This is a genomic window from Brevundimonas sp. (assembly GCF_030704825.1).
Classification (GTDB): domain Bacteria; phylum Pseudomonadota; class Alphaproteobacteria; order Caulobacterales; family Caulobacteraceae; genus Brevundimonas.
Map to the genome: position 1 here is coordinate 15,464 of NZ_JAUYNX010000028.1, position 13,357 is coordinate 28,820.

16 protein-coding genes are annotated in these 13,357 nt (G+C 70.0%); 3 read left to right on the forward strand and 13 right to left on the reverse strand.

The window, feature by feature from the left end:
- Positions 1-4 precede the first annotated feature (4 nt).
- The 8 genes from Q8Q71_RS13885 to Q8Q71_RS13920 all read right to left on the reverse strand — a co-directional run bounded on the left by Q8Q71_RS13885 (position 5) and on the right by Q8Q71_RS13920 (position 7,686).
- Positions 5-1,618 carry a CpaF family protein gene (locus Q8Q71_RS13885; protein WP_305760196.1) on the reverse strand — a complete coding sequence of 538 codons (1,614 nt, stop codon included), beginning with the start codon at positions 1,616-1,618 and terminating at the stop codon, positions 5-7.
- A 3-nt stretch (positions 1,619-1,621) separates the two neighbouring features.
- Positions 1,622-3,187, reverse strand: a complete 1,566-nt coding sequence (locus tag Q8Q71_RS13890; RefSeq protein WP_305760197.1) for a CpaE family protein — start codon at positions 3,185-3,187, stop codon at positions 1,622-1,624.
- Positions 3,188-3,193: 6 nt separating this feature from the next.
- Entirely contained in the window at positions 3,194-3,853 is a 660-nt protein-coding gene (locus Q8Q71_RS13895) for a CpaD family pilus assembly protein (RefSeq protein ID WP_305760198.1), read from the reverse strand.
- A gap of 8 nt (positions 3,854-3,861) precedes the next feature.
- Positions 3,862-5,397, reverse strand: coding sequence for a type II and III secretion system protein family protein (locus Q8Q71_RS13900; protein ID WP_305760199.1), 1,536 nt, complete (start codon positions 5,395-5,397; stop codon positions 3,862-3,864).
- A gap of 8 nt (positions 5,398-5,405) precedes the next feature.
- Positions 5,406-6,323, reverse strand: coding sequence for a Flp pilus assembly protein CpaB (gene cpaB, locus Q8Q71_RS13905; protein ID WP_305760200.1), 918 nt, complete (start codon positions 6,321-6,323; stop codon positions 5,406-5,408).
- A 112-nt stretch (positions 6,324-6,435) separates the two neighbouring features.
- Entirely contained in the window at positions 6,436-6,948 is a 513-nt protein-coding gene (locus Q8Q71_RS13910; RefSeq protein ID WP_305760201.1) for a prepilin peptidase, read from the reverse strand.
- 125 nt (positions 6,949-7,073) lie between these two features.
- Positions 7,074-7,253, reverse strand: coding sequence for a Flp family type IVb pilin (locus Q8Q71_RS13915; RefSeq protein ID WP_291833203.1), 180 nt, complete (start codon positions 7,251-7,253; stop codon positions 7,074-7,076).
- 253 nt (positions 7,254-7,506) lie between these two features.
- Positions 7,507-7,686, reverse strand: a complete 180-nt coding sequence (locus Q8Q71_RS13920) for a Flp family type IVb pilin (protein WP_291833195.1) — start codon at positions 7,684-7,686, stop codon at positions 7,507-7,509.
- Positions 7,687-7,952: 266 nt separating this feature from the next.
- Here Q8Q71_RS13920 and Q8Q71_RS13925 point away from each other — a divergent pair, with 266 nt between their 5' ends.
- From Q8Q71_RS13925 to Q8Q71_RS13935, 3 genes are read left to right on the forward strand one after another with little or no spacing between them, the layout of a single operon-like run.
- Positions 7,953-8,381 carry a pilus assembly protein N-terminal domain-containing protein gene (locus Q8Q71_RS13925; RefSeq protein WP_305760202.1) on the forward strand — a complete coding sequence of 143 codons (429 nt, stop codon included), beginning with the start codon at positions 7,953-7,955 and terminating at the stop codon, positions 8,379-8,381.
- 10 nt (positions 8,382-8,391) lie between these two features.
- A complete protein-coding gene (locus Q8Q71_RS13930) occupies positions 8,392-8,946 on the forward strand; it encodes a TadE/TadG family type IV pilus assembly protein (RefSeq protein WP_305760203.1) in 555 nt (184 codons plus the stop codon).
- Positions 8,946-9,479 (forward strand): TadE/TadG family type IV pilus assembly protein, encoded by a 534-nt coding sequence (locus Q8Q71_RS13935; RefSeq protein WP_305760204.1) that lies wholly within the window; start codon positions 8,946-8,948, stop codon positions 9,477-9,479. The genes Q8Q71_RS13930 and Q8Q71_RS13935 overlap by 1 nt, the downstream gene beginning before the upstream one ends.
- Here the strand turns inward: Q8Q71_RS13935 and Q8Q71_RS13940 are convergent.
- The 5 genes from Q8Q71_RS13940 to Q8Q71_RS13960 are packed head-to-tail and all read right to left on the reverse strand — an operon-like array spanning position 9,476 to position 13,093.
- A complete protein-coding gene (locus Q8Q71_RS13940; RefSeq protein ID WP_305760205.1) occupies positions 9,476-10,774 on the reverse strand; it encodes an anthranilate synthase component I family protein in 1,299 nt (432 codons plus the stop codon). The two genes, Q8Q71_RS13935 and Q8Q71_RS13940, sit on opposite strands and share 4 nt — an antisense overlap.
- Entirely contained in the window at positions 10,771-11,550 is a 780-nt protein-coding gene (locus Q8Q71_RS13945) for a tyrosine-protein phosphatase (protein WP_305760206.1), read from the reverse strand. Before Q8Q71_RS13945 ends, Q8Q71_RS13940 begins: the two co-directional genes overlap by 4 nt.
- A gap of 28 nt (positions 11,551-11,578) precedes the next feature.
- Positions 11,579-11,884, reverse strand: coding sequence for a transcriptional regulator (locus Q8Q71_RS13950; RefSeq protein ID WP_305760207.1), 306 nt, complete (start codon positions 11,882-11,884; stop codon positions 11,579-11,581).
- 2 nt (positions 11,885-11,886) lie between these two features.
- Complete coding sequence (locus Q8Q71_RS13955; protein WP_305760208.1) at positions 11,887-12,510, reverse strand: hypothetical protein; 624 nt, start codon at positions 12,508-12,510, stop codon at positions 11,887-11,889.
- Between the two features lie 13 nt (positions 12,511-12,523).
- Positions 12,524-13,093: a hypothetical protein gene (locus tag Q8Q71_RS13960; RefSeq protein ID WP_305760209.1), complete on the reverse strand. Its 570-nt coding sequence runs from the start codon at positions 13,091-13,093 to the stop codon at positions 12,524-12,526.
- Between the last annotated feature and the right edge of the window lie 264 nt (positions 13,094-13,357).

Genomic DNA, 13,357 nt, shown 5'->3' on the forward strand with positions numbered 1-13,357 from the left:
CGCCCTACTCCGCCGCGTCGAGGGCTTCGGCCAGCTCGCGCTCCAGCCCGTAGTAGCGGGCGCGGTCCCAGAAGCGGGGCCGGGCGATGCCGGTCGAGCGGTGGCGGCCGATGATCTTGCCGTTCTCGTCCTCGCCGGTGATCTCGTAGACGAACAGGTCCTGGGTGACGATGACGTCGCCCTCGAGCCCGACCACCTCGGTGATGTGGGTGATGCGGCGCGAGCCGTCGCGCAGGCGGGCCGCCTGGACGATGACGTCGACCGAGCCGACGATCATCTCGCGGATGGTCTTGGACGGCAGGCCGTAGCCGCCCATGGTGATCATGGACTCCATCCGGCTGATGGCCTCGCGCGGGCTGTTGGCGTGCAACGTGCCCATGGAGCCGTCGTGGCCGGTGTTCATGGCCTGCAGCAGGTCGAAAGCCTCGGGGCCGCGGACCTCGCCGACGATGATCCGCTCGGGACGCATGCGCAGGCAGTTCTTCACCAGGTCGCGCATGGTGATCATGCCCTGGCCCTCGAGGTTGGGCGGGCGGGTCTCCAGACGCACCACATGCGGCTGCTGCAGCTGCAGTTCGGCGGCGTCCTCGCAGGTGATGACACGCTCGGTCGGGTCGATGAAGGCGGTCAGGGTGTTCAGCAGCGTCGTCTTGCCCGAGCCGGTGCCGCCCGAGATGACCAGGTTGCAGCGCGAGGCGCCGATGACGCCGAGGACGCGCGCGCCCTCGGGGCTGATGGAGGAATACTCCACCAGGTTCTTCATCGTCAGCTTGTCTTTCTTGAACTTCCGGATCGTCAGCGTCGGGCCGTCGATGGCCAGCGGCGGGGCGATGACGTTGACGCGGCTGCCGTCCGGCAGGCGAGCGTCGCAGATCGGGGAGCTCTCGTCCACGCGGCGGCCGACCTGCGACACGATCCGCTGGCAGATGTTCATCAGCTGGCCGTTGTCGCGGAAGCGGACATTGGTCAGCTGGACCTTGCCGCCGACCTCGATGAACACCCGGCCGGCGCCGTTGACCATGATGTCGGCGATGTCGTCGCGGGCCAGCAGCGGCTCCAGCGGGCCGTAGCCGAGGACGTCGTTGACGATGTCCTGGACCAGATGCTCCTGCTCGGCCACCGACATGGAGACGTTCTTGATCGCCACCAGTTCGGCGACGATGTCGCGGATCTCTTCAGACGCGGCCTTGGTGTCGAGCTGGGCCAGCTGGGCCAGGTCGATGGTGTTCATCAGGGCGTTGAAGATCGTCGTCTTGGTGGCGTGGTAGTAGTCCGACTGCTCGCGCACGATCTCGGCGACAGCCTGGGCCTTCTTCAGCTGTTCGAAGCCGGGCGTGGCCTTGGGTCCCGGCGCGTTTTTCGCGTGGACCGGCTCGGCTTCGGGCCGGGGGCGCGACGCCAGGGCGTCGAGGCGGTCGGCCGCGGGCGAGGCCGGCTTGGCGGCGTAGGACTGGGCCTTGCGCGCGGCCGCCTGCATCTGTTCGGCGTCGGGTTCGCCGCCGAAGGCGAAGGCTTCCACCTGGACGCCGGGCGACGGCTGCGCGACGGGCGCGGCCGGGGGCGCGGGCCGCGGCGCGGTGGCGACATTGCCGGGCTGACCTGTGCGCTTGCCGAACACCCGTCAGGACTTCTTCTTGAACAGGCCGGAGAACATGGACTTGCCCTCGCCCTTGCCCGGCTTGCCCTTCGGTCCGGCGATCATCGGCAGTTCGCGGCGCGAGACGATCTGGGCCAGGGTCTGGAACGCCTCCGCGGCCTTGGACTTGCCGCCGGCGTCGAGGATCATCTGGCCGTTGTTGGCGGCGGCGCCGAAGACCTTGGGATCGAACGGAATGATCAGGCTGGGGTGAACCCCCAGGGCGGCTCCGAAATCCTTGGCCGGGATCTCCGGACGGCCGGGGACGCCGACCTGGTTGAGCACCAGCCGCGGCGGCGCGTCGTTGGGCCGGCCCTGACGGATCAGGTCGATCATGTTCTTGGCGTTGCGCAGGCTGGCCAGGTCGGGCGTGGCCACGATCACCACCTCGTCGGCCGCGATCAGGGTGCGGCGCATCCAGCCGGACCACAGGTGCGGCAGGTCCAGCACCACGAAGGGCGCGGTCGACCGGATCTGGGTGGTGACTTCCTCGAACGCTTCCGGCGAGATGTCCCAGTCGACGTCGAGGGTCGCCGGCGCGGCGAACAGGCTGAGCTTGTCGGTGCAACGGACCATCATCCGGTCCAGAAGCACGGGATCGAGGCGGTCCGGCTGGCTGAGGGCGTCGGCGACGCCGCTCAGCGGGTCCTGGTTGAAGTCGAGGCCGGCGGTTCCGAACGGCAGATCGTAGTCGACGATGACGGTATTGGCGCCGATCCGCTCGCTCATCGCATAGGCGGTGTTGTGGGCCACCGAGCTGGCGCCGGTGCCGCCGCGGGCGCCGACGAAGGCGATCGAACGGCCGACGAAAGGCTGGGCCGGGTCGGCGAACAGGCCGCCAATGGCCGCGATCAGCTGCAGCGGCTGCAGCGGGGCGACCAGATATTCGCTGACCCCGCGCCGCATCAGTTCGCGGAACAGCAGGATGTCGTTGGTGGCGCCGATGACCACGACCTTGGTGCCCGAGTCGCAGACCTCGGCCAGCTGATCGACCTCCCACAGCAGGGTCTGCGGGTCCTTCATGCATTCGACGACGATCAGCGGCGGGGTGGGCTCGTGCTGATAGGCCTCGACCGCCGCGGCGACGCCGCCGATGCGGATCTGGGTGGTGGCGCGCGACAGGCGCCGGTCCTGGCCCGCCCGTTCGGCGGCGGCGAGGGTGTCCTGACGCTCGGCGAACACGTGGATGGCGATGCGGGGGACCGACACCTCGGCGGTGTGGCCGCCGCTCAGAACCGGCGGCGAGAAGGCGGCGCTGGCGCCGGCGACCAGATCGCCGACCGGGTTGAAGCCGGCGGCGACGGGCATGGCGGAAGGAATGTCCGCCGCTTCGCGAACCGGCTGGGGCGCGGCCGGCTGGGCGACGGCGACGCCGGTCGGCGCCGTGAACTGAAGGGGCGGCCGCTGATCGAGGGGAACCTCGCCCGGGAAGGGCGCGGGAGCGGCCGGGTCCTGCATCGGGACCGGGTTCGACGCGGCGGTATAGCCGGCGTCGAGATCGAACTCATCGTCGAACTCTTCAAAGGGGCGGGGGGCGAAGGCGTTGCTCATGTCACGCTATTCCACGGCCCGTGCGATCTGGCCTTCCACGAGAGGCTCCTGCGGCGTCGAGCTGGCCTGGCCCTTGCGATAGTTGTCGAACACCACCGCCGCGCGGCCCGAGTCGGCCGGCGTCATCGGGCGGGCGCCGAGGATGTCGCGGGGGTCAGCGATCTGGGCCGCCATATTGGACGTGACGGCGCAGCCGAAACCGCCCGAACCCTGGTTGGAAAGCCGCGCCCCCATGTTGCGCGGTTCGGCCGAACAGTTGCGGATGGACGCCCGGAGGGTCTCGAACCCGGCCAGCACCGGCGCGCGCGGGTCCGGCGCGGCATAGGCCGCCATCTGGATACGCTCGCCGGGCACGCCCGACGACTGGAGATAGGCGCGGACGGCATAGGCCTGTTCGATCGCCACCGGATCGTCGCCCGCGGGAGCCTCGACCCGGATCTGGCTGGCGCCGGAGACGGCGTAGCGCATGGCGAGTTCGCGCAGGGCGAACTGCTGGTTCGAGGACAGACCCTGGTCGTGCACCGCCAGGGCGATGCGATCCAGCCCCGGTTCGACCTGGAGGGAATAGCGCGACAGCGGGGTCAGCGGGGCGGAGGTATCGCCGGCCGTCGAGGCGCAACCCGTTACGGCGAGGGCGAAGACGGCGGAGGCGAGGGCGCGTTTCACGGAGATCCTCATTCGATGACATAGCCCACGGGGCCGGCCCAGCCGTTGTCGGCGACCGCGGGTTCGCCGGCGGGGCGATACTGCTGGTTCAGCTGGCCGAACAGCAGGGTCTGGGCGTCATTGGCGATGACCAGGCCGTCGGCCGGCGTCTGCATCCGGCCCGGGGAAGTCGGGGAGACGATGTAGGCCTCGATGATGATGACCAGCTCGGTCTCGCCCGAGAGATAGTCGCGCGAGCGGAACAGGGCGCCGAGAACGGGCAGATTGCCGATGCCCGGCAGCTGGTCGATGTTCTGGCGGGTGTCCTCGCGCAGCAGGCCGGCGATCATCATCGAACCGCCGGACGGCAGTTCGACGGTCGAGGAGGCGCGGCGTACGTTGAGGGCCGGAATGACCAGGGCGTCGTCGTCGGCGCCGCCGAGGGTGAAGGCGCCGGACGTGGTCAGTTCGGACACCTCGGTCGAAATCTGCAGCGAGATGCGACCTTCGGACAGGACGATGGGACGGAAGGCCAGCCGTACGCCGAACGGCTTGAACTCGATGCCGATCGTGGTCTGGCCCGTGCTGGCGTCCACGCTGCGGCCCACGGGCACGGGAAACTCGCCGCCGGCCAGGAACTCGGCGTTCTCGCCATTGACCGAGGTCAGGTTGGGCTCGGCCAGGATGCGCACCAGGCCGGCGCGTTCGAACGCCTGGAGGCAGCCGCCGATGTTGTTGCCCGTCACCGTCGAATAGACGCTGGAGATCGTGCTGGTGACGGTGCGCAGGATCGGAGGCAGGGGGTCCGGCGGCGTCGTCGCGAGCGTGTCGTTCGCGCTGAACTGGGTCGTCCGCGTGTTGTTGTCGCGGTAGCAGGCTCCGCCGCCGCCCAACAGGGAGCCATTGACCCCATAGGTGTTGGCGCGGCCGAGGCTGAACTGCTCGGTGCCGTTGTTGAACACGGCGTCGGTGGAGAGGCCGAGCTGTTTGATGGCGGTGCGCTGCACCTCGATGACCCGGGCCTTGACCATGACCTGGTCGGAGCCGGCGATGGTCATCATGTTGATGACCTTCTCGGGAGCCGAGACGAAGGCGCGGGCGACCTGGCTGGCGCGATCGGCCTCGCCGGGGCTGCTGACCAGGCCGGTCAGGATGATGCTGTCGTTCACCGCCTCGGCCCGGACGTCCGAGCCCGGCATGACGCGGCCCAGGGTGTCCTGCAGGGCCGAGACTCCGGCGTCGACGCGGATGCGCAGCGACAGGATGGCGCGCCCGGCGGCGTCCAGCACCACGGCGTCGGTCTCGCCGGGCTGGAGCCCGATGATGGTGATGCGCCGCGGCGAATGCAGCATGGCCTCGGCGACTATCGGATTGGGGACGATCACGTCCCGGGCGTCGGACGGCAGGTCGATGGCCATCGACGAACCGCGCGGCAGATTGATCAGCTGGGCGCCCGCCCCGAGCGGCACGGCGGCGCGGGACTGGGCCAGAGCGGGAGTCGGCGCGGCGGGAGCCGCGGCGGCAAGGGCCAGGCCGCCGAGGGCGAGAGCGACAAGACGCTTCATCGGGCGCTTCATTGGACCACCACCACTTCGGGCGCGCCGCCGCGATAGACGCGGATGGCGGAGGATTGACGCGTGGCGGCGACCCTTCCCGACGGGCCGCCGGTGTCGGCGTAGGAGCGCAGCACCAGGCTGAGTTCACCCTCGGACTTGGCCAGGGCCAGGGCCTCGGCGTCGCGGGGGCCGACCTCGAGAGTGGCGGTGGCGCCGACCACGGCCTGTTCGTCGTCTCCGGCGCGGGTCGACTGGTCGATGGCCAGGACCTTGATGTTCTGCATCACCGTTGACGAGGCGAATTTCGACCGGTCGCCTTCCTGGGCGCCCATGTTGCCGAGCGTGGTCTCGCGGGTCAGCAGCACATCGACCCGGTCGCCCGGCAGGATGAAGCCGCCGGCGGCGGTCTCGACCGTGACCCGGATGGCCATGGCCCGCATGCCCGGCTCGAGGTAGGCCGCCATATAGCCGCTGTCGCCGGCGCGGACGATCTTGCGGCCGACGATCGGCTCCCCGGCGAGGATGGGTTCGCGCACGACCGAGCCGACATAGTCCGCCTTGGCGCCGCCGCCGGCGAGATTGGTCGCGGCGCGCGTGACCGAGGCCACGGCGCCTTCGGGTCGGGCCGCGGCCTTTTCCGCGCCGGCAGGCGCTTCCGCCGAAGGGATCGGAGTCGAACCGTCGGTGATGAAGGCGGGATTGACCTCGTCGACGGGCCAGTCCTTCCAGGCCAGATCGCCCTCGGTGAGGCGTTGTCCGGGCTGCAGATCCTTGGCCGCCACCAGCACCCTGGCCATGGGCCGCGCCGGCACGGCGGCCGCGGTGGCGACGGCGGTGGGGGTTTTCGAAGGCGATCCCATGGCGCGCACCACCAGGGCCAGGCCGATGGCGGCGACGGCGGCGATGCAGATCACGATGATTCGGGCGGGCTTCATCGACGGTCTCCGGCAGGCCCGGGCCGGACCCTCAGTCGGTCCTTCGGCCCCCTACCGTTAACGACCATGCCGGGCGCGGGTTAACGCCGGCCTAAGTCCCGGACGAACCCCGCTATCCTGCGATGAAGGCGGCCAGCAGCGGCGAGGCCGGGTAGGCCATCAGGGCGCCGGCGGCGATGGCGACGCCATAGGGGATGTCGCCCTTCGGCTCCATCAGCTGCACGATCCAGCCGGGCGCGCCCAGCAGGTAAGGACGCGAATAGACCCGGGCGAAGATCAGCACGAGGCAGAACAGCCCGCCCATGACGCCGGTCCACAGCAGGAACATGCCGGAGCCGGCGAGCCCGAGCCACAGGCAGGTCGCCGCCATCAGCTTGGCGTCTCCGCCGCCGATCCAGCGCAGGGCGAACATGCCGGCCCCCACGAGCAGGGCCAGGACCGCGAGGCCGATGTTCGTGGCCACCGTCGCCAGGTCGAGTCCAACCACCAGGGCGGCGGGGAAGAAGGCGAGGACGATCAGGCCGGAGATCCAGTTCGGGATCTTCATCGAGATGAGATCCTTCAGCCCCGCCACGATGACAAGGGCGGGCATCACGCCCAGAAGGATGAGGGTCAGGGAGTCCATGACCCCCGGTGTGACACGCGACGGGTTAAAACCGGGTTGCGACCCGCGAGCCGACGCCGGACGCGAAGAAGGCCGGAGCGTTTCCGCCCCGGCCTTCCGTCGGTTTCAGGACTGTCGTCGGACCCTTAGGCGCCGGCGGTGCCGCCCATGCCGGTCACGACGTCGTTGAACTTGGTCTTGATGGTCGTGCCCAGGGCGGTCACGGCCGAAATGATGACCACGGCGATGAGGGCGGCGATCAGGCCGTACTCGATGGCGGTGGCGCCCGACTCGTCGGACATGAATTTCGAAACGAACTTGGTCATTGGCTTTCCCTTTGGACGGAGTGAAGCGAGCTACTGATACAGGGGGGAGCCGGTAGCCCGCTTGACCCCCAAACGCAGGACTGTTTTCGCCGATATCGGTTAAAGTCGCGTGGTTGGTTGTGGTTACTTGCCCGTTTACTCTGAAAAGTTTTCATGCCCGGGCGTCCGGCGACGCGGGCCGCCGCCCGGACAGCAAAGGGGCCGGGGCGATTCCGCCCCGGCCCCCGCCGGTTTCAGATTTGTCGTCGGACCCTTAGGCGCCGGCGGTGCCGCCCATGCCGGTCACGACGGCGTTGAACTTGGTCTTGATGGTCGTGCCCAGGGCGGTCACGGCCGAGATGATGACGACGGCGATGAGGGCCGCGATCAGGCCGTACTCGATGGCCGTGGCGCCCGACTCGTCGGACATGAATTTCGAAACGAACTTGGTCATGGCTGAATTCCTTCTGTTCTAAAGCGAGCTATCGTTGACACCACCAGGGTCGACGGTTTGCCCGCTGGACCCCCTTTTGCATCCCCATCATCGCCCGCGCTGATTAAGGACGAGTAAAACGCCGTTTCCGGGAGCATCGATTTCTTCGTTGACGCCGTGTTTACTATAACTGACGCCCCGGTTGCCTGATTTCAGACTTTCTTGAGGTTTGCCGGGCAGGGTCCGATCACGCTCACGCGCGCGCCCGTTCACTGGAAGTCGACGCCATGATCCGCCCAAGCCGCCATACCCCCGCCCGTCTCGCCGTCGCCCTGACCGCGGCGGCCCTCCTCGCCCTCCCGACCGCCGGATTGGCCCAGTCCGCCCGGCTCAACGTCGAGATCGACCAGGCGGCGCGGGTGCAGCTGCGGGGTCCGGCCGGATCGGTCATCGTCGGCAATCCCCTGATCGCCGATGTGACCGTGGTGGATTCCAATACGCTCTACATCACCGGCAAGGGCTACGGCGTGACCGAGATCGTCGCCGTGGACACCATCGGCCGCACCGTGTTCCAGAGCGAGGTCGTGGTCAGCGAGGGCTCGGGGACGGGTCGGGTCCGCGTCTGGCGCGGCGGCCAGGCCACGGAGATGGCCTGCGGCTCGTCCTGCTCGCCCTCGGTGCGCGGGACCAGCGGCGCGGCGCCCGCCGCCCAGTAGCGGAGGACCGGTGTCGATCCGCCTCTTCAGCCGATCGCGAGGGCCGGCCCGCGCGGGCCTGGTCCGCCGGCTGCTGGCCGAGCGCGACGGATCGGCGGCGGTCGAATTCGGCATGGTCGCCCTGCCCTTCTGCCTGATGATGTTCGCCATCCTGGAACTGGGTCTGGTGTTCGTGACCGACTCCGTGCTCGAGAACGCCACGATCGAGACCGGCCGGCTGGTGCGCACCGGCCAGGCCAGCGCCCAGAACATGACGGCGGGCCAGTTCAAGACGGCTCTGTGCGGCCGGATGAGCATCTTCGCGTCGGATTGCGAGGCCCGCGCCACCGTCGATGTGCGGGAGATTCCGCAGTTCGCGACGACTCCGCCCGATCCGATGGCCGGCGGGACGTTCAACAACGGCGTGCTGACCTACTCCAACGGCTCCCCGGGCAGCCTGATGGTCGTGCGCGTCTGGTACCGGCAACCGCTGCTGACGACCTTCCTGGCCCAGGGCCTGTCGCGCATGAACGACGGCGCCGCCATGCTGACCGCCACCACCGCCTTCCGGAACGAACCGGCATGATGCGGCGCGGACTGTTCCCGAGACTGGCGGGGGACGAACGGGGGGTCTCCGCGGTCGAGTTCGCCATGCTGGCGCCGGTGCTGATCGCCTTCTATTTCGGCATGGCGGAATTCTGCCAGGGCTACATGGCCCAGAAGCGGATGGGGCACGTCTCCGCCATGGTCGCCGATCTGGTGGCGCAGGAGGAGGAAATCTCCACGGCGAGCCTGGACGACATCTTCGACATCGGCGGCCTGATCATGAAACCGTTCGCGACCACGTCGCTGAAGCAGCGGGTCAGCAGCGTGACCCGGACGTCGGGCGTGGCCCGGGTCGACTGGAGCCGAGGAGACGGCATGGATCCGCGCGCGGTCGCCTCAACGATCACCCTGCCCGCCGACCTGATCACCGACGGGGAGAGCGTCATCGTCTCGGAGGCGACCTATGACTACGACTCGCCGGTCGATTACCTGATGCCGACGATCACCCGCTTCTCGCACATCTACTACCTGCGGCCGCGCACCGTCGACCAGACCACCTGCAGCGACTGCTAGGCTCCGGCCAGGGCCTCCCGAAGCGCGCTGATCTTCGCCTCCGTTTCCGCCAGTTCCGCCGCCGGCGCGCTGTCCGCCACGATGCCGGCGCCGGCCAGGGCCCGGAAGGTCCAGCGGCCCGCCGCGCGCTGGAACGAGGCCGTGCGGATCAGCACCGAAGCCGTCATCCGGCCGTCATCCTCGATGAGAAACAGGCTGCCGCACCACGGGCCGCGCGGCGGCTCGTGCGCGGCGATGACCTTCATGGCCTGGTGTTTGGGGGCCCCGGTGATCGAGCCGGGGGGAAAGGTCGCCTCCAGCAGGTCGGCGGGGCCGACCCCGGGCCCTGCCCGGGCCGTCACGGTCGAGACCAGGTGATGGACGGTCGGATGGCTTTCCAGGTCGAACAGACGTTCGGCCGCGACCGATCCGGTCGCCGCGACCCGCGACAGATCGTTGCGCATCAGATCGACGATCATCAGGTTCTCGGCCCGGTCCTTGGCGCTGGCCTGAAGTTCCGCCGCCAGCGCGGCATCGGCCGCGGGATCGACATGGCGCGGTCGGGTGCCCTTGATCGGCCGGGTCTCGATGCGGCGCGCGACCGGGTCGAAGGTCAGGAACAGCTCGGGCGAATTGGAAACGATCGCCCGGTCGCCGAGCCGCCAGAAGGCGCCATAGGCCGCGGCCCGGCCGGCCAGCCGCAGCATGACGTCGAACGGATCCGCCCCCCGGACCAGGGACCCGGACCAGGCGCGGGCGATATTGGCCTGGAACAGTTCGCCGACGGCGATGCGGGCGACCACGTCGGCGACCGCGTCGAGGTAGGCCCGCGGGTCCGCTTCGGCGGCGAAGGCCCGGGCGGGCGGGTCCGGCCGGACGGGATCGACCGCTCCGGCCAGCCACGCCCCGGCGACATCGGCGGCGGCGGCGGCGGCGGCCGGATCGTCGCCGCGACCGATCGCATGGGCTTCGCCGGCATGGTGATCGAAGGCCAGCATGGCCGGATAGCGGGCCAGCATCAGGTCGGGCCAGACCGGATCGCGCGGCCCCGTGGCGACGCGGGCCCCGGCGTCATAGGCCAGCAGGCCGACCACGCCGGCCGCGAAATCGGGATCGCGCAGGACGGCGAGATCCGCCCCGGGCGAGAGGGGGCCGACATGCACCCGGTCGGGCTCCGCGGCGACGAACGACCAGCGGCCCAGGCCGCCGCCGTCGGACAGCAGGGCCAGGGCGCCGTCGCGGGTCTTCAGGCCGTTGGCGACCGCGAGCGGATCGCGCCACGGCCGGACGCGGGTTTCGACGGCGCGGACGCTCACGCCGTCAGCCGCTCGCCGATGCGGTCCCGCAGCCGCGTATCGACGCCCAGGGCCTGCGCCAGATAGGCGTCCGTCGAACCGTGCCGAGCCGCGATTTCGGCGAGGGCGGCGTCCAGCCAGGCGGCTTCGACGCCGAGGAAGGCGACCACGGCTTCGTGCGAGGCGAGGCGGCCGGTCATGGCCTGGAGCTGACGGGCGATGCCCGGGGCGCGGCGCTCCAGGTCGACGGCGGCGTTGGTCAGCAGATAGTCCTCGACCATGTCGTCGCGGTGTACCCCGAGCAGGGCGTGGGTCAGGGCGGCCAGCAGGCCGGTGCGGTCCTTGCCCGCCGCGCAGTGGATCAGCACCGGCCCGTCGGTTTCGCCCAGGGCGCGGAAATAGCGGGCGAACAGGTCGAGGTGGGACGGCTCGAACGGCAACTGGCGATAGGTTTCGGTCATGAACCGTCGGCCGGAGTCGGGGGTCAGGTCGGCGGTCTTCAGGAAGGTGATGTGGGGCGCCTCGCCGCCGTCGTCGTGGGCGCTTTCGATCACGGTTCCGGCGAAGCCCGCCGGCCGCTTCGAGGGCTGGTCGCGGCGTTCGGATGGCCGGCGCAGGTCGACCACTGCGGCCAGGCCGAGCGCGCCGAGGCGGTCGAGGTCGGCGTCGCTGGCGCGGGCCTGATGGCCGGCGCGGAACAGCCGGCCGGGCGCGATCCGCCGCCCCGCGGCCGTGGCGTAGTCGCCGTAGTCGCGGAAATTGTCGAGGGCGTCGAAACGGTGGATGCGGCCGGTCATCCGCCCTGTCTAGCCGAGGCGCGGGACGCTAACCACTCCCGCCGACGAGGCCCTGGAGGGCGTCGAGATAGGCGAGGAAGGCCTTGCGCCCGGCGGGGGTCATCGTGGCCTCTGTCAGGGGCTTGCGGCCCTCGAACCGCTTGGTCACGGCGACGAAGCCGGCATCCTCGAGCTTGCGCAGATGCACCGACAGATTGCCGTCGGTGGTCTGCAGCCGGGCCTTCAGGGTGTTGAAGTCGGCGCTGTCGACGCCCGACAGGACGGCCATGATGCCGAGGCGGACGCGGCCGTGGATGACCTCGTCGAGACGGTTGATATCGAAGGCGTCGGCCACGCTCAGGCCCTCGCCGCCCGCATCAGCAGGTAGCCGGGCAGGGCCATCAACAGGAACAGGGCTGCGGCGTAGGCGAGGTACTGGCTGGCCGAGCCGGTCAGCAGGGCCAGGGCCGGGCAGGCGGCGAGCGACGCGACCGCGAGCAGCCACAACCGACCGGACCTGAGCATGGCGGCGGTGACGGCCCAGCCCAGGCCGTAGAAGGCGAAGATGATGGAAGGGACCAGCCACATCGCCGTGAACCCCTGGTCCGGGCCCATGCGGTAGTCGTTGATCATCAGGGCCGTGAACAGGGCGAAGATGCCGAAGCCGACCGCGGTCCAGGCGGCGGCGAAGGCCCGGTTGGCGCTGGTCATCACGCCGGCCCGACCGCGCAGCCTGAGGTTCACGATCGTCAGGATGACGAGGAACAGAACCGTGGCGACCAGCCAGGCGACTCCCGTGGTCCCGGCGATCTCGCCCAGTCGATCCGTGACCCGGGCCCATTCGAACAGGCTGGCCGCGCCGTAGATCAGGCCGGCGGCCATCAGGATGGAGCCGCCCTTGACCGGCGCCTCGGCGCCCTCCTCGGCGAGCCGGCGCATCCAGGCGATGTCGGCGGCGGGGTCTTCGGTGTGTTCGGTCATGACGTCAGTCTCCTCAGAGTCGGCGGCCGTTGGCCAGCCACAGGCCCGGAAGAAGGGCCGCGAGCGCAAGGGTGAAGGCCTGGATCAGATTCTGGTCGGGGGTCCCGAACCGCGTCGCGGCGGCGGCGGCCCCGCCCAGGGCGACGAGGAAGAGGACGCCCATGTTGGAGCTTCCGTTGCGAACGGCGGCGACCGCCCAGACGACGGCGTACAGGACCAGGCCGGCGACGGCGGCCCAGCGCATCAGGCCCCAGTCTCCGGTCGCATAGCCGGCCGCCGCCAGGGTCAGGGCGACGGCGATCTGGATCAGGACGGCGGCGCGCGACCAGCCGGCGACGCGGCGCCCGGCCTCGCCCCCCGCCCGGCGCAGACGGACGAGGCCGATCAGGAAGACGCCGACCGCGACGGGCCAGCTGAGGCCGAGCACGGCCGGGTGGAGGTCGAGGGCGCCCCCGAGGACGGCCCACTGGAACAGGTTGGCCGAGCCGAAGGCGAGACCGGCCAGCAACAGCACCCGTCCGGCGCAGATCGCGACCGTGGCGTCGGAACGTGGCGTGTCGAAGGTCAGGGCGGCGGCGGTCATGGGTCGAATCTCCGTGTCGACCGTCTTATAGCTCAATCACTTTGAATTGTAAAGTACTTGGTCATCACCCTTCGTCAGACCGGTGGCGGGAGGCAGGCGGAGCGTCCGGGCCTTCGCCCGGATGAGCAGACTGGATACCGTTTCGGCGAAAGACGAACGCTCCGCGCGGCGGGTTTTCCGGAAGCTTGCGTCCGGTGGCGGTCTTATCGCCTTACCGCAGCGCCTCCGGCGGGCAGGCTGTCCCGGCGGAACAGTCCTGGAACG